This window comes from Bradyrhizobium sp. SZCCHNRI3052, assembly GCF_032484895.1.
In the GTDB taxonomy this organism is placed as follows: domain Bacteria; phylum Pseudomonadota; class Alphaproteobacteria; order Rhizobiales; family Xanthobacteraceae; genus Bradyrhizobium.
In genome coordinates this window covers 710,745-729,595 of the sequence record NZ_JAUETW010000001.1, presented here as the reverse complement: position 1 = coordinate 729,595, position 18,851 = coordinate 710,745, and the positions used below count along the sequence as shown (strand labels likewise).

Here is an 18,851-nt window from a genome sequence, read left to right as displayed (position 1 = left end):
GGCGGATCCGCCGCGATCGGCACCGGGACGGTCCAGCGAGGACGAGATGGCGCGCACGATCGGGTCACATGGTCCGACGACGATGGAGGCGATCCGCAAGGCCGGCCTGCGGCTGATCTTCCAGCACGGCTATGAGGCCATGAGCCTCCGCCAGCTCGCCGCCGAGGTCGGCATCCAGCCAGGCTCGCTCTACAATCACATCAGCACCAAGCAGGAGCTGCTGGCGGAGCTGATCCAGGACCACATCAACAATCTCCTGCGCGAGCTCGACCAAGCGCTGCGCGACACCCATGGCCCCGTCGAACGCCTGCGGGCGTTCGTCGCCTTCCACGTCAGCTATCACATGACCCGGAAGCGCGAGGTCTTCATCGCCAATTCGGAGCTGCGCAGCCTCGATCCCCGCAACTATGAGGCGGTGGTGGCGCTGCGCGGCGCCTATGAGCGCCGGCTGGCCGACATCCTCGGCGACGGTGTGGCGCAAGGCGTGTTCGACGTCGACGACATCCAGGTCGCGACCTTTGCCATCATCGCGCTCCTGACCGGGCTGTGCAGCTGGTACCGTCCTGGCGGCCGGCTCACCAGGGAGGCGATCATCGCGGCCCACGAGAAGCTCGTGCTCTCCGGCGTCATGCCGCGCACCGTCGGGACCGATCAGGCCGGCGGTGGCCGGCCTGATCACCCGACCGGCTGAACGGGCCGCGCCGATGGCTGGCAGCCCGGAGCTCGACGCGATCGATCGCAGGATCCTGGCGGAGCTCCAGGCGGATGGCCGGATCCGCATGAACGAGCTCGCCGACCGGGTGGGGATCTCGCATCCGAACTGCCTGCGCCGGGTGCGGACGCTGCGCAGCAGCGGCGTGATCAAGTCCATCCGCGCCAGCGTCGATGAACGGTCGCTGGGCTATGAGGTGGTCGCGTTCGTGTCGATTCAGCTCGACAGCCAGCACCAGACGGCGCTGGAATCGTTCGAGGCCGCGATCGTGACGTTGCCCTGGGTCCAGCAATGCTGGCGGCTGTCGGGAGATGCGGATTTTCTGCTGAAATGCGTGTCGACCGGGGTCGAAGGCATGAGCCGCCAGCTCCGCCAGTTCGCCGCCCTGCCCGGCGTCCGGGCCATCAGGAGCTTCCCGGTGCTCGGCCTGTCCAAGGACGCGCCGCTGCCCAACCCCGGCGGGCCGCCTCAAACAGGGTGAACGGACGACGGCCGGGCCGGCCCCTCAATGCGTCCAGGGCTCGCCGCGGCGGAACGAGAAATTGTCGGCATAGGCGATCTGCCGCTTCACCGGCTCCTTCGGCTCGATCACCTGATAGGGAATGCCCTTGCGCTCGCAATAGGCGATCGCCTCGTCCTTGGTGTCGAAGCGCAAGGTGACCTGCTGCTTCATGTCCGAGGAGGACGTCCAGCCCATCAGCGGCTCGACCGAACGCGGCTGCTCCGGCTCATAATCCAACTGCCAGTCCCGGGTCTTGGCCTTGCCCGATTGCATCGCGTTCTTGGCGGGCTTGAAAATGCGTGCGGTCATGGCTGGAAGAGCCCCTGGAAGCTGCGTCGTCATGCGTTTGGCGGAAACGGCCGGGATGGGGTACAGGCAAGCGTCGGCACGGAACGGTGATTCCCATCCTGGACATGACCGTCTATCGTGCCCCGTATAGTCATTCTGCCGTCCCGTGACAATCTCGGTCGACTGCCACGGCGCCTCTGCTCCCCGAACGCTTTCCATTCAAAACAGTGCGTTGAAGCGGCCATGAAAATCAATGCCACGCTGCCCGAGCGAGGGCGCGACCTTCGGCTCGACCTGTTTCGCGGAATCGCCAACTGGGCGATCTTTCTCGATCACATCCCGGACAATGTGGTGAACTGGATCACCACGCGGAATTACGGCTTCAGCGACGCCGCCGACCTGTTCGTGTTCATCTCCGGCTATACCGCCTCGTTCGTCTATGCGCGCATGATGATCGACCGCGGCTTCATCGTCGGCGCCACCCGGCTGTTCAAGCGGGTGTGGCAGCTCTACGTCGCCCACATCGTGCTGTTCGTGATTTATATCGTGGCCATCAGCTATCTGGCGACGCGGTTCGGCGTCTCCGAGATCATCGACGAGTTCAACGTCGCAGGCCTCGTCGACCACGCCAGCGATACGCTGGCCCAGGGACTGATCCTGAAGTTCAAGCCGGTCAATCTCGACGTGCTGCCGCTCTACATCGTGCTGATGGGCTTCTTCCCGCCGGTGCTGTGGATGATGCTGCGCCAGCCCGACCTGACCATGATCGCCTCGATCGTGCTTTGGCTCGTGGCGCGACAGATGGGCTGGAATTTTGCGGCCTATCCGGCGGGCACCTGGTACTTCAATCCGTATTGCTGGCAGGTGCTGTTCGTGTTCGGCTCGTGGTGCGCGCTCGGCGGCGCCCGCCGCTCGATGGGCATCATCATGGCGCCGGCCACGCTGTATTTCTGCATCGCCTATATGGTGCTCGCGCTGGTCATGACGATGGCCGGCCGCTTCCCCGAGCTCGGATCGATGTTTCCGAACTGGCTCTATTCGGCGTTCAATCCCAACGACAAGACCAATCTCGCGCCGTACCGCTTCCTGCATTTCGTGGTGATCGTCATTTTGGTCATCCGGTTCGTGCCGAAGGAATGGCCGGGCCTGGAGTGGAAGGCGTTCGATCCCCTCATCGTCTGCGGCCAACAGTCGCTGGCGGTGTTCTGCGTCGGCGTGTTCCTGTCCTTCATCGGCCACTTCACCCTGATGCTGAGCTCAGGTTCGCTGCTGGCGCAGATCCTCGTCAGCGCGGCGGGCATCGCGATCATGACCACCGTGGCCTACTACATCTCCTGGTCGAAGCGGCAGGACAAGCCGCTGCCGAAGCCGCCTGCGCCGAAGTAAACCCCGCGCATCATGGGCGCGGGGGGGTCCCCGCGTCCGTTGACCTGCATCAAGCCGGCCACGATCGGGCTCGCTAAGGTTTGCTTCACAACGGGTGCCGCCTTCCGCGGCGCGCGTTCCATGGCGAACGCGCAAGGCCGCCACGCGGCGATTTGCTGACAAGGACCAGAATATGCCGACCCATTTCCATGCCGTCGTGTGGCTCGATCACAGCGAGGCCAAGGTGTTCCATATCGGACTGACCGGTGCCGACGAGCTGACGCTGCATCCACACCTGCAGACCAAGCACCTGCACCACAAGGCCAACGAGATCGGCAGCGGCCACGCGGCGCCCGACAAGAATTTCCTCGAGGAGGTCGCGCACGCGCTCGATGACGCCGGCGAGATCCTGATCATCGGCCCGGCCGGCGCCAAGACCGAGCTTGCCAAGTACCTGCACGAGAAGCATCCTGCGGTCGGAAAGCGCATCGTCGGCGTCGAAGCTGCCGATCACCCGACCGATCGCCAGATCGTCGCCTATGCCAAACAGCACTTCAAGATGGCTCCGCCCCGCGTGGCGACGGGTACTGCCGGCTAAGTATAGCCTTTCTCCCGTCGCAGGGTCCGTTCGATCATGGACATGCTGACGCCGGACCGATCCAACGCCATTGCTGCCCCGCCGGCCGTCGATCGCGGCCGGCGTCGTTTTCCGTGGCGCGGCCTGCTCTCGATCATCCTGCTGTTCGGCGCGCTGGCCGGGCTTGCCACATGGTGGGTGCGTGGACCGCTGATCGCGACCGCCCGCATCACCCGCGGCACGGCGGCCGAGATCGTGTATGCGACCGGCGCGGTGGAGCCTGAGACGTGGTCGCGGAGCACGCCCCTGGTCCGCGGCCGCATCGTCGAGCGCTGCCGCTGCGAGGGCAAGCTGGTCAAGGCCGGCGACGTGCTGGCGCGGCTCGACGACAAGGAGGCGCTGGCCACCTTGAACGATCTGCGCGCACAGGAGGAATTCCAGCGCCACGAGTTCGAGCGGCAGTCGCAGTTGCTGGCCCGCGGCGCGGCCACATCGCAAGCGTACCAGCGCTCCGAAAGCGATCTCGCCCGCATCCGCGCCCAGATCGCGGCCCAGACCCAGCGCCTCGACTACTTCAAGCTGGTGGCGCCGATGGACGGCGTCGTCCTCAAGGAGGACGGCGAGGTCGGCGACATGGTCGATCCCGGCACCATCCTCTACCGCGTCGGCCTGGAGAAGCCGCTCTGGGTCGTCGCCGACGTCAACGAGGAGGACATCCCCCGTGTCCAGGTCGGGCAGAAGGCGCTGCTACGCGCCGATGCGTTCGGCAACCAGGCCCTGCCCGGGACGGTGAAGCAGATCACGCCGGCGGGTGATCCCGTGGCCAAGACGTTCCGAGTGCGGATCGGCTTGCCCGACAACACGCCGCTGCGCGTCGGCATGAGCGTCGAGGCCAACATCGTCAGCCGCGAGACGGGCGACACGCTGCTCGCGCCGGCCAATGCCGTCGTCAACAACAGCCTCATGGTGATCGATGGCGGCCGTGTGCACCGGCGCGCGGTGCGGATCGGCATCCGCGGCTCCGCGGCGGTCGAGATCCTCGACGGCGCCCGCGAGGGCGAGCTGGTCGCGGCGCCGGCGACGGCCGACATCAAGGACGGCGAGCGGATTCGCGTGATCGAGCCCGAGACGTCCGTGCCATGAGCCTCGTCCTGACCATCGCCTGGACCCATGTGCGCCATCGCGCCCGCCAGACGCTGGTCGCGATCGCCGGCGTGATGACCGGCGTGGCGTTTTCGGTGATGATGGCGGCAATGATGGAGGGCTCCCAGGACGACTTCATCCGCACGCTGGTCGACGCGCTGCCGCACATTTCGATCACCGACGAGCTGCGCCAGCCGACCCGCCAGCCGGCCGACCAGGTCTATGCGGCGGCCGAATATCATCGATTGACCCCGAATGTCCGCCGCCCCGGCATCAAGAACCCGATGGCCACCATCGCCTCGCTGCAGGGCTGGGTGCCGGGCGCGCTGACGGCGTCGGTGCAGTCCAAGGCCGTGCTGCGCTTCGCCGGCCGCAACCTGACGGTCGCAATCATCGGCATCGATCCGCGCACTGAAGGCCAAGTCTCGACGCTGGCGAGCCACATGCGGCAGGGCAATCTCAATTCGCTGTACCGGTCCTCGCACGCGATCCTGCTCGGCGACCGGCTCGCGGCCAAGATCGGCGCGCGGGTGAACTCCAACATCACGCTCGCCTCGGCCCAGGGCATCAGCATGAACGCGACCGTCGTCGGCATCTTCCATTCCGGCTTCCGCGGCACCGACGAGACCACCGGCTACGTGCTGCTGCGCACCGCGCAGATCCTGGAGCGCCAGACTGGGATCATCAACGAGATCCGCGTCCGCACCAACGATCCGATGCAGGCGCGCCTGATCAGCGAGCGCATCGGCGAGCAGACCGGCTACAAGGCGGTCTCCTGGCAGGAGGCGCAGGAGGACCTGCTGGCGGCGATCACGCTGCGCAACGTGCTGATGTACACCATCGTCGGCGCCATCCTGCTGGTCGCGAGCTTCGGCACCTACAACATCATCTCGACCATCACCCACGAGAAGACCCGCGACATCGCCATCCTCAAGTCGCTCGGCTTCCGCGACCGCACGGTCCGCACCATCTTCATCGTCGAGGCGCTGTTCATCGGCCTGACCGGTGCCGCCCTAGGCTGGGCGCTCGGCTACCTGCTTACCCGCGGGCTGGCCTCGCTCGAGTTCAAGACGCCGTTCTCCGACTACAATCATCTGCCCGTGCTGTATTCGCTGAAGCACTATCTGCTGGCCGGCGCGGTCGCGCTGATCTCCAGCGCGGTCGCCGGCTACTTTCCGGCCCGCGCCGCGGCGCGGTTGCATCCGGTCGACATCATCCGGGGGGCGACGTGAGCCCGCCCCTGATCGAGGCGCGGCAAGTGACGAAGGTGCTGCCTGGCGAGGTGCCGGTGACGCTGGTCGCCAACATCGATCTCGTAATCCATCCGCGCGAGCTCATCGCCATCACCGGACCGTCGGGCTCGGGCAAATCCTCCCTGCTCTACCTGCTTGGCCTGCTCGACCTGCCGAGCCAGGGCGACGTGCTGATCGACGGCCGCTCGACGACCGGCATGAGCGAGGATGAGCGCGCCGAGGTGCGACTGTCGCGGCTCGGCTTCGTCTTCCAGTTTCATTTCCTGCTGCCGGAATTCTCGATCACCGAGAACGTCGCGCTGCCGATGCGCGCGCTGGCACGGCTGTCGCCCCGCGCCATCACCCAGCGCGCCGAGGAGCTGCTGGAGTCGCTTGGGCTGGCCGAGCATCTGCGCAAGACGCCGGACAAATTGTCGGGCGGCCAGCGCCAGCGCGTGGCGGTGGCGCGCGCGCTCGCCAACGATCCGCCGGTGATCCTCGCCGACGAGCCGACCGGCAGCCTCGACACCGCCGCGACCGCGCAGGTGTTCGGCATCCTGCGCGATCTGGTCACGCTGCGCGGCAAGACCGTCGTCGCGGTTACGCACGATCTCAACCTCGCCGCTCAGATGCAACGGCGCGTGCACATCATCGACGGCCGGCTGGCGCAGGGCGAGCTGGCGCGCTGATCCGCCCCCGGCGACCTCGGCACGGCCGACGCGCGAACTGCCTCCTGCGCCTGATTTGATTTAGCGCAAAGACGCGAGATTTCGATTCAGAGGATGCTGACGACCAGCGGATGTTCCTTCCCCGGATTCACCCGCACACTTCGGATGCTCCCGGGTTTTGCCGCTGCGGGAGCATCCGAATTTTTTTGGCCCAGCCGCGCTCGCGGTCGCTCGTGCCGATTGACGGCTGGCGGCCTGGCCGAAATCCTTCTCGCTATCGTGAGCGTCGAGCCGGAGTTCGCACCAGCAATTGGCCTCACCTGGGAAGCCGCGCCGCTGCGGAGATGGTCGGGGCAGCTGGATTCGAACCAACGACCTGCAGTACCCAAAACTGCCGCGCTACCAGGCTGCGCTATACCCCGATGGTCTCAAGGACGATTGTCCTCGAGGACCAGTCACTACACGGTCGCGGCCTCCGCAGCAAGACTGCGGCCCGTCCGTGAAGATGGAGCCGACATGAAAAACGGCCCCAGGAAACGCCGTTCCGGGGCCGTCAAATGCGGTGGTCGCAGCAAGCATCCGCTCAGTGCGAGGACAATGCCGGCGAGCCCGTCTCGGGGTGGATCTCGGCCGCCATCATGCCCTTGGAGCCGGGCCCGTAGCGGACCAGCACCCATTGGCCGGGGCGCAGCTCGGTCATGCCGTAGCGGCGCAGGGTCTCCATGTGGACGAAGATGTCCGGGCTCCCTTCCCCGCAAGTCACGAAGCCGAAGCCGCGCAGCCGGTTGAACCACTTGACCTGGGCTCGCTCCAGCCCGCTGGTCGGCGTGACCGTCACATGGGTGCGCGGCGGCAGCATCTGCGCCGGATGGATCGCCGTCGACTCGTCCATCGAGACGATGCGGAAGGCCTGGTAGCCCTTGGAGCGCTGCACGCACTCCACCACCAGGCGAGCACCTTCATAGGCGGTCTGGTAGCCGTCGCGCCTGAGCACCGTGACGTGCAGCAGCACGTCCGGCCAGCCATTGTCGGGAACGATGAAACCGTATCCCTTGGAGGCGTCGAACCATTTGATGACACCGCTGATTTCGACGAGGTTCTCGCCAAGACCGGTCATCGCATCGATTGCCGAGTCGCGCGCGACGCCGGTTTGATATTCCGCCCCGAGCCGGGTTGGTGTCGATACACCAACGACCGGCACCCCAAGCTTCTTGGACTCAAATCCGTCCGACCCCATAACCCCGGACCTCACATATGAATTGTGAGCCGCCACCCCTGCAACGGCGCCCTCATACACGTGCTCACCACCTATACCCACGATGAGTCACGCGAATCTCTCGAATCAAAGATAACATTCCCTCGTGCCGCGCATAGATAAAAATCGGTTTCAGTGAGGCATATGAACAGAGATGCCGACAAAAATGCATCAATTTCCGTTCAATTACGGACGAACGATCCGAGTACTTCGCCGATGTCGTGGTGGATAACGAGGTCTGCAACGTCGTCCTGATCGGTCGGTTCCCGGTTGATGATCACGAGTTGCGCGCCAGCCCGCTTTGCCATCAATGGAAAGCCCGCGGCCGGCCACACAACCAGCGACGAGCCGATCGCGACGAACAGATCGCAGTGCTGCGCGAGTTCGCTGGCACGCTGCATTTCATGCTCGGGCATCGACTGACCAAAGGATACCGTCGCGGTCTTCACCGGCTCCGCGCATTCGGGGCAATCCGGCGCGGCACCGTCAGCCTCGAAGCGCTCGCGCACCCAGTTGAGCTCATAGCGCTGCCCGCATCCGATGCATCGCGCGTAGGTGGTGTTGCCGTGCAGCTCGATGACGTGATCCGGGGCGAAACCGGAGTCTTGGTGCAGGTTGTCGATGTTCTGAGTGATGACGGCCGGAATTTTCCCCGCACGGTAGAGCGACGAAAGCGCCAGATGGCCGCGGCCGGGCCGCGCCGCGGCAAACGTCTCCTGCATCGCGAAGCGCCGCCGCCAAGCCTCGTCCCGCGCCTCCTGGCTGGCGACGAATTCGTCGAAATGGATCGGCCGGTTGCGCGTCCATAGACCGCCGGGAGAACGGAAATCCGGAATGCCCGTCTCGGTCGATATTCCAGCACCGGTGAAGGGGACGATCACCCGCGCCGCAGCGATCATGTCTCCCAGGCGGTTCACCCCGTCGTGCAGATCGGATGCAATCATCAGCGGCGGCCCCGAACCATGAAACCTCGCATCATCATTGTCCTCCCTTCATAGCACGGCAAGCTGGCTCCCGCCTCTGAGCGTGTCTGGCCCCGGCTGTGTCGTTGCCCCACTCCGCGTCCGCCGGAACCAGTCGTGAACGACGCAACTGCAAGCAAAACGAGTCGGATTGTTCCGTGTCTACCGGAAGGCGTTGGCGTTGCTCGCCTTCCGTCCCCAGCAAAACGCGCGAGCCGCCTGCAGCCGGGGCCGACCGTCCGCAATCACGCCCCAATCGGACATCCACATCGCGCCAGCGATTCGCCAGGAAGTTTGTCACGCGTCTCAGGGCGAGGCTCGCCGGATAGCGACCGGAGCAGAGAGGATCCGTGAGGCAGAACGAGACGCAGGACGACCGCCGCGCGAAGGAGCGCGCCGACATCACCGCAAGGATTGCACGGTTCAAGTCGACCCAGGAGAAGTTCGCGCGCGAACGCGAGGAATATGCCCGCTTGGCGTGGAAGAAGGCGCAGCGCGGCGAGGCCGCGGAATAGCAGGGATGAAAGAAGAGCCCGGAGGCTTTCGCCATCCGGGCTCTCCTTGTCACGACTGGCGCTTACCAGTGATGACGCCAGTGGTGGTAGCGATGATAGTACGGTCCGCCGTAATAGGCATACGGCCCGGGCGCGTAGACGTAACGCGGGCCGTAGTCGTAGTAATCGTAGCCGTAGCCCGGACCATAGTAATACGGGTGCGAGGCCGCGATCGCGCCGGCAGTCAACGCTCCCGCCGCGAGGCCGAATGCGAGACCCGGGCCGATGCCGCGCGCCTGTGCCGGTGCGGGTGCCGCGAGTGCGGTGATGGCGACGGCGCCCGCGGTCGCCAGAACAGCCAATGTCTTTCTCATGATCGAATGTCCTCCAATTCCCATGCGTCCAAACAACGCAGATGCGGGGGAGTTGGTTGCAGCCCGGCTCACCGCCGCGCGCGTTGGAACCGTGACCGTCGCCACACGTTCACCGCCATGAGGGAAATCCGCGATGGCATCCTGGCTGGAACTTCTGTTCAACATCATCGGCTATGGCGGATTCGTCGTGCTTGCGTCCTGTCATCCCAGGACCGAGGCGGCCGGTGCGGCGCCTGAAATAGCTGCGGACGACAGAGCGGATCTGACCGGCGAGCGCCGCTGAAGCCGAGCTTTGCGGGCGAGCGCCGGGCCTTCATCCACAGCCGATCCAACGCTTGTCCACAGCTCCTCGCCTCGGCCCTTCGGATCGCGGATCAACGGCTTGCTGCGCCATATCCACCGGCTTCTCCCCAGCGCGCGCGACGGCGCTCCCGCGCAGGCCGGAGGGCGTACGGGCCGGTCAATCTTCCCGCAAAGACCTTTGAACCTTCCTGCGCCTCCCAGAGACACATCAGTACTGGGGATTTCAGGGCCCAGTTTCGAGGGTGGCGCCACGCGACGAAGATATTCCGTCGCGCTGGCGCTGCTGTCGTTTTTCGGGCCCCCGCGGTGCCAACCTTCGCGGTCCGGGGACGCCGGCGCTTCGGCGACCGCAACACTCAGCCGCGCTGCAACCACACAGCCCGCAACGAAAAAGGCCTCCTTTTCAGGAGGCCTTTGACGTGATCACGACCGTGACTGACGGTTCAGATCAGGCAACCGCGTCCTTGGCGGCCTTGACCGGGCGGGCGCGCACGATCTTGCGGGCCGGCTTGGCCTTGAACATCATCTCTTCGCCGGTGAAGGGGTTGGTGCCCTTGCGCGCCTTCACGGCGGGCTTCTTGACGACGACGAACTTGGCGAAGCCCGGCACCAGGAACACGCCGTTCTTCTTCAGCTCCTTGTGGCCGACGTCGGTGAGCGTCTCCATGACGTTCTTGACGTCGCGCTTGGACAGCTCGGTCGAGGTCGCAATCTTCTCGATCAGTTGCGACTTGGAAAGTTGGGTAGCCATCGTATCTCCTTGTGATTGATACCGGTGAATGACGTGACGACTGCGCGGCTATCAGCGCATTGCTGCGCAGACTGGTCGGGGCTTTCTGGCTGCATTGCACAGCCGGGACTTCAGTCGTCTAGTGGCGTATCACCCCGCGATTTTCGGGATTCTCCTGCATTTCAAGGGGCCCCGAAGCACCCACAGCGGCGCCAAAATTCCAACGGAGCGCGCAGAAGTCAAGCTGCGATGGCGATCGAACGGAGCAAGCGATTCATTTTCCCCTATATTTCCAGGCATTTTCGACGGTCCTGCGTGATTTTGGCCGCACATTGCAGGGGAAACATGCTGAAATCCCTGCATGCGGTCGCATCGCGCTCGTTCATCCATGCCGCGAATCACTGCCAAAACAGCGATTCGCTGGCATACGGAGGGGCTCTCGCAACACCGCGCAGCCCCGTCGAATGCGTCGTCGCGCGCACCGCACATCCGAGCGAGCCGGCACCGCCGCAGCATCAGGCTCGATACACGGGCGGGCGAATTGCTGCTATGGATCGGCGTCCGCAGGCGGCCGTTGACCATCCGCTTCGAGTTCAGGGAGAGAAGACACGATGCGTTATCTCCACACCATGCTGCGCGTGCGCAATCTCGACGCCGCGCTCAAATTCTATTCCGATGCGCTCGGCCTCAAGGAGGTGCGCCGGATCGACAACGACAAGGGTCGCTTCACACTGGTGTTTCTCTGCGCACCCGAAGATGAATACCTGCTGAAGAGCCTGCCGCCGACGCGTGGCGCCCCGCTGGTCGAGCTCACCTACAATTGGGACGAGGAGAGCTATGGCGAGGACCGCTTCTTCGGCCATCTCGCCTATGAGGTCGACGACATCTACGCCACCTGCGACCGGCTGATGAAGCTCGGCATCACCATCAACCGGCCGCCGCGCGACGGCAACATGGCCTTCATCCGCTCGCCCGACCTGCACTCGATCGAGCTGTTGCAGAAGGGCGAGCCGAAGGCGCCGGCCGAGCCCTGGCTGTCGATGCCGAACACCGGACATTGGTGAGTCATTCGCCTTCATGATCCAGCCGGAACATCGTGGCCACCCTCGCGTTGTCGCTCCGATCGATGGAGAGGATACGAGGAGGCCGAGATGGGTCGAGGACTTCTATTGTGGTTGTTGGGCGTGCCGATTCCGGTGATCATTCTGCTCTGGCTGTTCTTCGGCCACTGATCGCCGCGAACGATGCGTTCGTCGGAAAAGCCCCGCTTCGAGCGGGGCTTTTTGCGTAACATGCGCTAATGATGACGCTCGCCCAGAGAGGAGCCGAACGTGTCCGCCGACGACAGACTGACGATCTGGGGCCGCCCCAATTCGGTGAACGTGCAGAAGGTGCTGTGGTGTCTCGCCGAGCTCGATGTCGCTTATGACCGTATCGACGCGGGCATGCAGTACGGCCGCAACAACGAGGCGGACTATCTCGCAATGAATCCGAACGGCCGCATCCCGACGCTGGTCGATGGCGATTTCGTGCTGTGGGAGAGCAACGCGATCATGCGCTATCTCTGCCTCGCCTATGGCGACGGCACGCCGCTTTATCCAACGACGCCACAGCACCGCGCCGCGGTGGAGCGCTGGCTGGACTGGACGCTGTCGACGGTGCAGCCGATCGAGCGTCCGCTGTTCTGGGGCTTGGTGCGAACGCCGCCGGAGCAGCGCGACATGGCCGCCTTGCAGAAGGCGGCCGACGACGCCGCGGCGATGTGGCGCATCCTCGACGCGCATCTGACCACGCGCAGCCACGTCGAGGCCGAGCATTTCACGCTCGCCGACATTGCGCTTGGCGCCTATGCCCGGCGCTGGTTCGGAGTCGAAGGTGTCGTCAAGCCGGAGCTGCCGAGCCTCGCGCGCTGGTACGGACAGATCGCGCAACGCCCGGCCTTCATCCGCCACATCGCGCCGCCGCTGTCGTGAGCACCTCAGCGGCTGGTCGAGGTGCCCATCTCGACGCGCAGGGCGCCGCCGACCTTCACGCAGGTATCGGTTCCCTCGACGCGTACGAAGTTGGCGCCGTAGGACGCGCAGGGATTGCTGGTAGCGGCGCCTGAACGGGGTGCGGCCTTATTCGGTCCAGCCGCCTTCGGCCCGGGAAGCGATGGCGCAAGAAGCGACGACCCCGGCGAGCCGGCGGCTGCCAGGGTCACGGCGGCGAGCACCGCGAGGGCGCCCAGGATGAGAGATCGACACATGCCGCTTGTTAGCGCGTCTGCCGCGGCGAAGCGACACCGGCCGTCTATTTGCCGATGAACTTGACGCCGACCGAGGCGCCGCGGCGCCACACCACCCGGCACTGGCGGCCCGTTCTTGCGTCGCGCGCGAAGGCGAGCCGGATGGTCGCCGGCAGCGCCGCCGCGTCCTGCAGGGTCAGCTTGGCGCCGGCGCTGGAAATGTCCTGAACCAGGCAATGGCGCACGGCGAACCCGCCATCCAGCGTGATCCACGCCGGCTGCTTCATCGATTTGCGGGCTTCCCGCTTCTTGGGCGCGGCCATCATTCTGCTCCTGCTCGCCCGTTGCAGTACGGCAAGGACCCTAATGGACGGTTGACCGGACCCCGAACTGCGCGTGCGATTCATGGCGGCAGAACCTCGCGCCAACCGCGTCTCGGCGCAAACCGTCCGTTTCAAGATCGAAGATGGAAGGAATGCCGGCGCGGAGTGGCGCTCCCTAGCGGAATCGAACCGCTCTCTCCACCGTGAAAGGGTGGCGTCCTGACCGATAGACGAAGGGAGCAATACGCACGATGCCAGAGGGCACGAGGCCCCGGTGCCATCGCCGCTTGCACGTTTCGGTAAAACCTTCAGCAAATCAGCAGCTTGAGGCGATGATCTGCGAGGTCGGCTGAACCACCGACGGTGATTCCGTGCCGCGCGCCGAACGTATAGAGGCGTTTCGCCGGCCGGGCAAGCCACCCCGTGGCGGTGTTTCCGGTCTCTTCCCGCGTGCTCAACGGGCCGCAAACAGCGGAGCGATACCGTCCGTGTCGATGTAGACCACGCCGTCCTCGACCTTGACCGGATATTGCGCCAGCGCGCTCTCCGGCGGGTGGAGCGGCGTACCGGTGAAAGCATCCCACGTCCAATTGTGCACGGGGCAACTGAGCACGCGGCCGTCGAAGCCGGCCTCCTCCATCGGCGCCGCCGTGTGCGGGCAGACGCCCTGGAACGCTTTGAGCTCGCCATTGTCGGGCCAGGCAAGGATGACGAGCTGGGCGTCGGCGATGACGAGGCGCATGCCGCCTTCGTCGATGGTGTCGGCCTTGCAGACGCGGGTGAACATTCGCTGGCCTCATGCTCCATTGCGACCATCGCAATCGAAGGACCACGAGCAAAACTCGTTCCGCGGACCGCGCTGTGCCCGCGAGCCCGACAAGACCAAGCCCGACAAGACCGTGGCACCCTTCTTGCTGCCCTTCCCGGCATCTCTCGTCGAACGAGCCATCGTGTCGCAAAGGCGACAGACCGCTCGGCGGCGAGTTGCGGCGGAGTGCGACATGACCGACATGACCGAGCTGAGAACACGCAAGGAGCCGCTCAATCTCGCCATCGTGCATGTCGATCCCGACGCCTTCATCGCCAACCTCATGGCTTGGCTCGAGATCACCACCTTCATCAAGGCGCAGCGCGTCGGCGAGGCCGCGGTGCCTGCCGACGGCAAGACACCCGCATTGTCGGCGGCGCAATTGCAGAACGGCGGCGTCCACGAGGTCGGCAACGACGCGCTGTTCGCCTTCGCGATGACGGCGTCGCTGAAGGGCGACAAGGCCGCGGTCGACAAGGTCGAGACCGCCTTGCTCGACGGCATAGGCAAGGATTTTCCCGGCTCGTTCGCGCTGTGGCACTTCCGCGCCACGATCGATGCGCCGACCACGCTCGACGATTTCGTCGGCCAGGCCGGCAAGAAGATGCTGACAGGCGATCTGCCGCCACCGCCGCTGCGCGCCAAGGAATATTGGAGCGCCGGACTGCGCTTCTTCGAGAAGGCGCGCAAGTCGAACTTCGTCCACGAGATCATGTATCCGCTGGCGAAATGGACGCGGGCGCGCTGGACCGAGACGGCGGAGAAAGGCGTCGCCTTTCTGCATCACATCGAGGACAACGTCCCGGTGCTGCGCGAGGTGCTGGAGGAGCCGCGCAACGACCAGGCGTTCATCGCCAATGTCCTGCTGAAGCTCGCGCCTGCCGTCGATATGGAGTTGAACGAGGAATATCAGGGCTTCCTGCGCTCGCTGGCGCGGCGCAACTGACGCAAGGGTGCGGTGGTCAATTCCAGCCGACCCGCCCACGCAAAAAGGCCGGCGGGCGTTACGCCGCCGGCCTCTTGTCGCGACTGCCGGCTCCGGCCGTCCGGTTCCGTCGCATTCCTGGGGTATGCGAACAGGGTCGCGCGATCTGGTTAATGATAGGTTAACGCACGTATACCGGAATAACCACGATCATGAACTACAACCATGATCCCGGGTTTGCGTTCCGGCCATGAACCAGCGCGGGGACCATCGAGCGGCGAGATCGGACAAGGCCGTCAGCTCAGCTGCAAGGCGCGCTTCGTCTCACGGCGCAGCACCTGCTCCTGGCAGCCCGACAGCCGGACGAGTTCCTGGGGATACATGTCATAGCCATGGCTGCCAAAGGCACTCTGCTGCGCCATCGGGACCTGCGCAGGGGTTCGGGCCGCATCTGCCCCTGCCCCTGCATTCGACGAACCTCGGACCGGATCGAGCCCAGTGTTCAAAGCGGCCATAGCCAGCTCCGCGAAAGAGTGCCTGCCCCCACTGGAACTATAGTCCACCGGTCGCGGGGCGCAATTGGGCAAAACGCCATCAGCCGGCGGTGGCGCGCGCCTGCTCCGCCTCCTGTTCCCAGCGCAGGATGGTCCGCTCGAGATTGTGGAATTTCTCGGCGACGTCGCCGTCGAACAGCGGGTCCTTGCGGTCCGACATGCGGGCGTCGATATCGGCCCAATCCTCCGCCTGAAGGGCGCGCAGCGCCGCCGGAAACAGCAGGGTCTCCTCCTTGCGCAGATGCTCGCGCTGGCTGTCGATGAACTCATGCACGGCGGCGTGGAAGCTCTCGCGCAGGATCTCCTGGTCCGACAGCACCGCGTTCACGGCGTCGGCAAAGCCGCGCAGCCGCTGCGCCTCGGTCTCGTGCTCGTCGTCGACGTCGCCATAGGCTGCGGCCGCGGCAGGGTCGCGTTCGCGCAGCTTGCCGAAGATCATCTCCTCCTTGGGATGATGACAGCGCTGCGGATAGTCCTCGAAATAGGCGATGATGCTCTGCAGGATGTCGTAGTCCGGCCGCCGATTGTGATCGAACAGCTCCAATTCGTGCTCGAGCACCGAGAGAAGCTTCTCGAGATTCTCGTGCTCCTGCAGCAGCGCTTCGATGATCCTTGCCATGGCCGCCCTCGCCTGTGCGCCGGCTGGGCCTTGCCGAACCGGCATTTTCCCTGAACGCAACAGACTACGCCCGCGCGAGCGCGGGCGGCATTGCGGCAGATCAAACTGACAGACCGATGTGACAGGTCAGCGGAAACGGCTCACTCCGCGGCCAGCGCCTGCGGCGCCCGCGCAAGGCCGAGCCGGTCCCAGACGTCGACCAGCGCCTCGGCCAGGGCGTCGATCAGGCCGTCATCATGGTAAGGCGATGGCGTGATGCGCAGCCGCTCCAGGCCGCGCGGCACGGTCGGATAGTTGATCGGCTGGATGTAGATGCCGTGCTCGGACAACAGCAGGTCGGACGCCGTCTTGCACTTCTCGGGATCGCCGACATGCACCGGCACGATGTGGGTGTCGGACGGCATGACCGGCAGCCCGGAGGCGTTCAGCACGGCCTTGAGCCGCGCCGCCCGGTCCTGGTGCCGGTCACGCTCCCACTGCGAGGTCTTGAGATGGCGGATCGCGGCGGTCGCGGCGGCGCAAACCGGCGGCGGCAAGGCTGTGGTGAAGATGAAGCCCGGCGCATAGGAGCGGACGGCGTCGATCAGATTGGCATTGGCGGCAATGTAGCCGCCGAGGCAGCCGAAGGCCTTGGCGAGCGTGCCCTCGAGGATGTCGATGCGGGCCATCGCGCCGTCGCGCTCGGCGATGCCGCCGCCGCGCGGGCCGTACATGCCGACCGCATGGACCTCGTCGACGTATGTGAGCGCGCCATAACGCTCGGCGAGATCGCAGATCCGGTGCAAGGGCGCGACATCCCCATCCATCGAATACAGGCTCTCGCAGACGATCAGCTTGGGACGGTCGGGATCGGCCGCCCGCAGCAGCTCTTCGAGATGGGCGAGGTCGTTGTGCCGCCAGACCTGCTTCTCGCTCCCGGCCTTGCGGACGCCCTCGATCATCGAATTGTGGTTGAGCGCGTCCGACAGCAGCAGGCAGTTCGGCAGCAGTTTCGCGATGGTCGAGATGCCGGTCTCGTTGGAGACGTAGCCCGAGGTGAACACCAGCGCCGCTTCCTTGCCGTGGAGATCGGCAAGCTCGCGCTCGAGCTCGATCAGCGGATGGTTGGTGCCGGCGATGTTGCGGGTGCCGCCGGCGCCGGTGCCCATGCGCGCGGCAACGTCGACCATGGCGCCGATCACCTTCGGATGCTGGCCCATGCCAAGATAGTCATTGGAGCACCAGATCACGACATCCTTCGGCCCCTCCGGCGAATGCCAGATCGCGCGGGGGAAGCGGCCGGCGAGGCGCTCCAGATCGGCGAAGACGCGATAGCGCCGTTCCTGGTGCAACTGGTCGAGGGCACGGTCGAAATAGCTGTCGTAGTTCATCACCTGATCCGTCCTTCCCCTGCTCGCGTCCCGAACCTGCGTTCCGGCGCGCCCTTGGAGGCCTGTTCGGGGTCGGACCAAAGCGCAATCCGTCGCGTCCTTCGTTGATCCAGATCAGGGATCGCGCACGATGCCGGGCATCCGGATGCCGCTCGCCGCGGTCCGCGACGCCCCCCCGGAGGCGTTCAGGCGCGCAGCGGGTTCTCCGCATCGGCAACCTCGAGCCGCAGCGGCGCACCGGTGTCGAGGAAGGCGGACAGAGCTGCCTCGTACGGCGCGGGGTCGAGACCGCGCGCGGAGAGCCATTGCGGCTCGTAATAGGTTTGGCGATAGCGCTCCCCGGAATCGCAGATCAGCGTGACCAGTGAGCCGCTCTGTCCATCCTGCCGCATCTCGGCCGCCAGCCGGCACAGCGCCAGGAAGTTGGTCCCGGTCGAGCCGCCGACCGGCCGGCGCAGCCGCCGCGTCAGGACGTTCATCGCCGCGACCGAGGCGGCATCCGGCACCTTCATCATGCGATCCACGACCCCCGGCACGAAGGATGGCTCGCAGCGCGGACGGCCGACGCCCTCGATCAGCGACGGCCGTTCGCACGTCCGGGCGCTGTCGCCGTTGCAGAAGGCGTCGAAGAAGGCCGAATGCTCGACATCGGCGACGCACAGCCGCGTCGGATGCCGGCGGTAGCGCAGATAGCGGCCGATCGTCGCCGACGTGCCGCCGGTGCCCGCGCCCATCACGATCCATTCCGGGAGCGGACGGCGCTCGCCCTGCAACTGGTTGAAGATCGACTCGGCGATGTTGTTGTTGCCGCGCCAGTCGGTAGCGCGCTCGGCGAAGGTGAACTGGTCCATGTAATGGCCGCCGAGCCGGCTCGCGAGCGCGGCCGCCTCGGCATAGAGAAACCGGCCGTCATCGATGAGATGGCAATTGCCGCCGTAATGCGTGATCGCGGCGATCTTCTCTTCCGAGGTGGTGCGCGGCATCACCGCGTAGAACGGCACGCCGATCATCTGCGCGAAATAGGCTTCCGATACCGCTGTCGACCCGGAGGAGGCCTCGACCACGGGCGTGCCTTCCCGGATGTGGCCGTTGCAAAGCGCATAGAGAAACAGCGATCGAGCCAGCCGATGCTTGAGGCTCCCGGTCGGGTGGGTCGATTCGTCCTTCAGGTAGATGTCGATGCCGGCGAGCGCGGGCACGATCAGCCGGATCAAGTGCGTGTCGGCGGTCCGGCACTGGTCGGCCTCGATGGCCGCCACGGCGTCGTCGACCCAGCCACGGCGATAGCGTGGACCACAGGCTCTGTCGGAAGCTGACCAAGACGGCGAATTCATCGCGGCAACCGACCATGATCCCTTCGCCGCATCAAGCCCGCCCGGCCGCCCATGCCGAGCAAGCTGGGGGCAAATGGCAGTTCGGC

24 protein-coding genes and 2 tRNA genes are annotated in these 18,851 nt (G+C 65.5%); 12 read left to right on the top strand and 14 right to left on the bottom strand.

Going from position 1 to position 18,851, the window contains the following annotated elements:
• The first annotated feature begins 46 nt into the window (after positions 1-46).
• The gene (locus QW887_RS03465; protein WP_316194175.1) at positions 47-691 is read left to right on the top strand and encodes a TetR/AcrR family transcriptional regulator; all 645 of its coding nucleotides are present in this window, start codon (positions 47-49) and stop codon (positions 689-691) included.
• A 13-nt stretch (positions 692-704) separates the two neighbouring features.
• Entirely contained in the window at positions 705-1,193 is a 489-nt protein-coding gene (locus QW887_RS03460) for an Lrp/AsnC family transcriptional regulator (RefSeq protein ID WP_316174022.1), read from the top strand.
• 24 nt (positions 1,194-1,217) lie between these two features.
• Here the strand turns inward: QW887_RS03460 and QW887_RS03455 are convergent, their stop codons facing one another.
• Positions 1,218-1,523 carry an ETC complex I subunit gene (locus QW887_RS03455; RefSeq protein WP_315751632.1) on the bottom strand — a complete coding sequence of 102 codons (306 nt, stop codon included), beginning with the start codon at positions 1,521-1,523 and terminating at the stop codon, positions 1,218-1,220.
• 222 nt (positions 1,524-1,745) lie between these two features.
• Between QW887_RS03455 and QW887_RS03450 the strand changes: the two genes are divergently transcribed.
• The 5 genes from QW887_RS03450 to QW887_RS03430 all read left to right on the top strand — a co-directional run bounded on the left by QW887_RS03450 (position 1,746) and on the right by QW887_RS03430 (position 6,508).
• A complete protein-coding gene (locus QW887_RS03450; RefSeq protein ID WP_315712065.1) occupies positions 1,746-2,888 on the top strand; it encodes an OpgC domain-containing protein in 1,143 nt (380 codons plus the stop codon).
• Positions 2,889-3,060: 172 nt separating this feature from the next.
• Positions 3,061-3,465 (top strand): translational machinery protein, encoded by a 405-nt coding sequence (locus QW887_RS03445; RefSeq protein ID WP_315712066.1) that lies wholly within the window; start codon positions 3,061-3,063, stop codon positions 3,463-3,465.
• A gap of 42 nt (positions 3,466-3,507) precedes the next feature.
• Positions 3,508-4,587 carry an efflux RND transporter periplasmic adaptor subunit gene (locus QW887_RS03440; RefSeq protein WP_316170496.1) on the top strand — a complete coding sequence of 360 codons (1,080 nt, stop codon included), beginning with the start codon at positions 3,508-3,510 and terminating at the stop codon, positions 4,585-4,587.
• On the top strand, positions 4,584-5,819 hold the full coding sequence (locus QW887_RS03435; protein WP_316164799.1) for an ABC transporter permease: 1,236 nt from the start codon (positions 4,584-4,586) through the stop codon (positions 5,817-5,819). Before QW887_RS03440 ends, QW887_RS03435 begins: the two co-directional genes overlap by 4 nt.
• Complete coding sequence (locus QW887_RS03430) at positions 5,816-6,508, top strand: ABC transporter ATP-binding protein (protein WP_316173686.1); 693 nt, start codon at positions 5,816-5,818, stop codon at positions 6,506-6,508. Before QW887_RS03435 ends, QW887_RS03430 begins: the two co-directional genes overlap by 4 nt.
• 324 nt (positions 6,509-6,832) lie before the next feature.
• Here QW887_RS03430 and QW887_RS03425 read toward each other — a convergent pair.
• From QW887_RS03425 to QW887_RS03415, 3 genes are all read right to left on the bottom strand, one after another.
• A tRNA-Pro gene (locus tag QW887_RS03425) sits at positions 6,833-6,909 on the bottom strand.
• A gap of 161 nt (positions 6,910-7,070) precedes the next feature.
• Positions 7,071-7,724, bottom strand: coding sequence for a cold-shock protein (locus tag QW887_RS03420; protein ID WP_315712071.1), 654 nt, complete (start codon positions 7,722-7,724; stop codon positions 7,071-7,073).
• Between the two features lie 200 nt (positions 7,725-7,924).
• Positions 7,925-8,686 carry an SIR2 family NAD-dependent protein deacylase gene (locus QW887_RS03415; protein ID WP_315751637.1) on the bottom strand — a complete coding sequence of 254 codons (762 nt, stop codon included), beginning with the start codon at positions 8,684-8,686 and terminating at the stop codon, positions 7,925-7,927.
• Between the two features lie 368 nt (positions 8,687-9,054).
• On the opposite strand from QW887_RS03415, the gene QW887_RS03410 reads away from it, so the two are divergent.
• The gene (locus QW887_RS03410) at positions 9,055-9,219 is read left to right on the top strand and encodes a hypothetical protein (RefSeq protein WP_315712073.1); all 165 of its coding nucleotides are present in this window, start codon (positions 9,055-9,057) and stop codon (positions 9,217-9,219) included.
• 62 nt (positions 9,220-9,281) lie between these two features.
• Here the strand turns inward: QW887_RS03410 and QW887_RS03405 are convergent, their stop codons facing one another.
• Positions 9,282-9,572, bottom strand: a complete 291-nt coding sequence (locus QW887_RS03405) for a hypothetical protein (protein ID WP_315712074.1) — start codon at positions 9,570-9,572, stop codon at positions 9,282-9,284.
• A 133-nt stretch (positions 9,573-9,705) separates the two neighbouring features.
• On the opposite strand from QW887_RS03405, the gene QW887_RS03400 reads away from it, so the two are divergent.
• On the top strand, positions 9,706-9,855 hold the full coding sequence (locus tag QW887_RS03400; RefSeq protein WP_315751638.1) for a hypothetical protein: 150 nt from the start codon (positions 9,706-9,708) through the stop codon (positions 9,853-9,855).
• 468 nt (positions 9,856-10,323) lie between these two features.
• On the opposite strand, the gene QW887_RS03395 is transcribed toward QW887_RS03400, so the two are convergent.
• On the bottom strand, positions 10,324-10,626 hold the full coding sequence (locus tag QW887_RS03395; protein WP_172109121.1) for an HU family DNA-binding protein: 303 nt from the start codon (positions 10,624-10,626) through the stop codon (positions 10,324-10,326).
• Positions 10,627-11,216: 590 nt separating this feature from the next.
• Here QW887_RS03395 and QW887_RS03390 point away from each other — a divergent pair.
• Entirely contained in the window at positions 11,217-11,669 is a 453-nt protein-coding gene (locus QW887_RS03390; protein ID WP_315712076.1) for a VOC family protein, read from the top strand.
• Positions 11,670-11,936: 267 nt separating this feature from the next.
• Entirely contained in the window at positions 11,937-12,578 is a 642-nt protein-coding gene (locus QW887_RS03385; protein WP_315712077.1) for a glutathione S-transferase family protein, read from the top strand.
• Positions 12,579-12,583: 5 nt separating this feature from the next.
• Here QW887_RS03385 and QW887_RS03380 read toward each other — a convergent pair whose 3' ends face one another.
• The 4 genes from QW887_RS03380 to QW887_RS03365 form a co-directional block, all read right to left on the bottom strand.
• The gene (locus QW887_RS03380) at positions 12,584-12,853 is read right to left on the bottom strand and encodes a porin (protein ID WP_316194174.1); all 270 of its coding nucleotides are present in this window, start codon (positions 12,851-12,853) and stop codon (positions 12,584-12,586) included.
• A 44-nt stretch (positions 12,854-12,897) separates the two neighbouring features.
• Complete coding sequence (locus tag QW887_RS03375) at positions 12,898-13,155, bottom strand: PilZ domain-containing protein (RefSeq protein WP_315826902.1); 258 nt, start codon at positions 13,153-13,155, stop codon at positions 12,898-12,900.
• A 166-nt stretch (positions 13,156-13,321) separates the two neighbouring features.
• Positions 13,322-13,396: transfer RNA gene (locus QW887_RS03370), tRNA-Glu, on the bottom strand.
• 213 nt (positions 13,397-13,609) lie between these two features.
• Entirely contained in the window at positions 13,610-13,942 is a 333-nt protein-coding gene (locus QW887_RS03365) for a Rieske 2Fe-2S domain-containing protein (protein WP_315712080.1), read from the bottom strand.
• A gap of 214 nt (positions 13,943-14,156) precedes the next feature.
• Here QW887_RS03365 and QW887_RS03360 point away from each other — a divergent pair, with 214 nt between their 5' ends.
• Positions 14,157-14,909 (top strand): hypothetical protein, encoded by a 753-nt coding sequence (locus tag QW887_RS03360; RefSeq protein WP_316164794.1) that lies wholly within the window; start codon positions 14,157-14,159, stop codon positions 14,907-14,909.
• A 275-nt stretch (positions 14,910-15,184) separates the two neighbouring features.
• On the opposite strand, the gene QW887_RS03355 is transcribed toward QW887_RS03360, so the two are convergent.
• The 4 genes from QW887_RS03355 to QW887_RS03340 form a co-directional block, all read right to left on the bottom strand.
• Positions 15,185-15,310, bottom strand: coding sequence for a hypothetical protein (locus QW887_RS03355; protein ID WP_316194173.1), 126 nt, complete (start codon positions 15,308-15,310; stop codon positions 15,185-15,187).
• Between the two features lie 172 nt (positions 15,311-15,482).
• Entirely contained in the window at positions 15,483-16,061 is a 579-nt protein-coding gene (locus QW887_RS03350; protein WP_315712084.1) for a hemerythrin domain-containing protein, read from the bottom strand.
• Between the two features lie 140 nt (positions 16,062-16,201).
• Positions 16,202-17,431 carry a 5-aminolevulinate synthase gene (gene hemA, locus QW887_RS03345; protein WP_315712085.1) on the bottom strand — a complete coding sequence of 410 codons (1,230 nt, stop codon included), beginning with the start codon at positions 17,429-17,431 and terminating at the stop codon, positions 16,202-16,204.
• Between the two features lie 185 nt (positions 17,432-17,616).
• Positions 17,617-18,765 (bottom strand): PLP-dependent cysteine synthase family protein, encoded by a 1,149-nt coding sequence (locus tag QW887_RS03340; RefSeq protein WP_315712086.1) that lies wholly within the window; start codon positions 18,763-18,765, stop codon positions 17,617-17,619.
• Between the last annotated feature and the right edge of the window lie 86 nt (positions 18,766-18,851).

Bases quoted from the DNA above. Each gene is read 5' to 3' on its own strand.
- QW887_RS03455 (WP_315751632.1), bottom strand. From the start codon at position 1,523: ATGACCGCACGCATTTTCAAGCCCGCCAAGAACGCGATGCAATCGGGC.
- QW887_RS03440 (WP_316170496.1), top strand. From the start codon at position 3,508: ATGCTGACGCCGGACCGATCCAACGCCATTGCTGCCCCGCCGGCCGTC.
- QW887_RS03400 (WP_315751638.1), top strand. From the start codon at position 9,706: ATGGCATCCTGGCTGGAACTTCTGTTCAACATCATCGGCTATGGCGGA.
- hemA (WP_315712085.1), bottom strand. From the start codon at position 17,431: ATGAACTACGACAGCTATTTCGACCGTGCCCTCGACCAGTTGCACCAG.
- QW887_RS03435 (WP_316164799.1), top strand. From the start codon at position 4,584: ATGAGCCTCGTCCTGACCATCGCCTGGACCCATGTGCGCCATCGCGCC.
- QW887_RS03375 (WP_315826902.1), bottom strand. From the start codon at position 13,155: ATGGCCGCGCCCAAGAAGCGGGAAGCCCGCAAATCGATGAAGCAGCCG.
- QW887_RS03365 (WP_315712080.1), bottom strand. From the start codon at position 13,942: ATGTTCACCCGCGTCTGCAAGGCCGACACCATCGACGAAGGCGGCATG.
- QW887_RS03460 (WP_316174022.1), top strand. From the start codon at position 705: ATGGCTGGCAGCCCGGAGCTCGACGCGATCGATCGCAGGATCCTGGCG.
- QW887_RS03450 (WP_315712065.1), top strand. From the start codon at position 1,746: ATGAAAATCAATGCCACGCTGCCCGAGCGAGGGCGCGACCTTCGGCTC.
- QW887_RS03340 (WP_315712086.1), bottom strand. From the start codon at position 18,765: ATGAATTCGCCGTCTTGGTCAGCTTCCGACAGAGCCTGTGGTCCACGC.
- QW887_RS03405 (WP_315712074.1), bottom strand. From the start codon at position 9,572: ATGAGAAAGACATTGGCTGTTCTGGCGACCGCGGGCGCCGTCGCCATC.
- QW887_RS03445 (WP_315712066.1), top strand. From the start codon at position 3,061: ATGCCGACCCATTTCCATGCCGTCGTGTGGCTCGATCACAGCGAGGCC.
- QW887_RS03350 (WP_315712084.1), bottom strand. From the start codon at position 16,061: ATGGCAAGGATCATCGAAGCGCTGCTGCAGGAGCACGAGAATCTCGAG.
- QW887_RS03420 (WP_315712071.1), bottom strand. From the start codon at position 7,724: ATGGGGTCGGACGGATTTGAGTCCAAGAAGCTTGGGGTGCCGGTCGTT.
- QW887_RS03390 (WP_315712076.1), top strand. From the start codon at position 11,217: ATGCGTTATCTCCACACCATGCTGCGCGTGCGCAATCTCGACGCCGCG.
- QW887_RS03395 (WP_172109121.1), bottom strand. From the start codon at position 10,626: ATGGCTACCCAACTTTCCAAGTCGCAACTGATCGAGAAGATTGCGACC.
- QW887_RS03360 (WP_316164794.1), top strand. From the start codon at position 14,157: ATGACCGACATGACCGAGCTGAGAACACGCAAGGAGCCGCTCAATCTC.
- QW887_RS03465 (WP_316194175.1), top strand. From the start codon at position 47: ATGGCGCGCACGATCGGGTCACATGGTCCGACGACGATGGAGGCGATC.
- QW887_RS03415 (WP_315751637.1), bottom strand. From the start codon at position 8,686: ATGATTGCATCCGATCTGCACGACGGGGTGAACCGCCTGGGAGACATG.
- QW887_RS03355 (WP_316194173.1), bottom strand. From the start codon at position 15,310: ATGGCGCAGCAGAGTGCCTTTGGCAGCCATGGCTATGACATGTATCCC.
- QW887_RS03380 (WP_316194174.1), bottom strand. From the start codon at position 12,853: ATGTGTCGATCTCTCATCCTGGGCGCCCTCGCGGTGCTCGCCGCCGTG.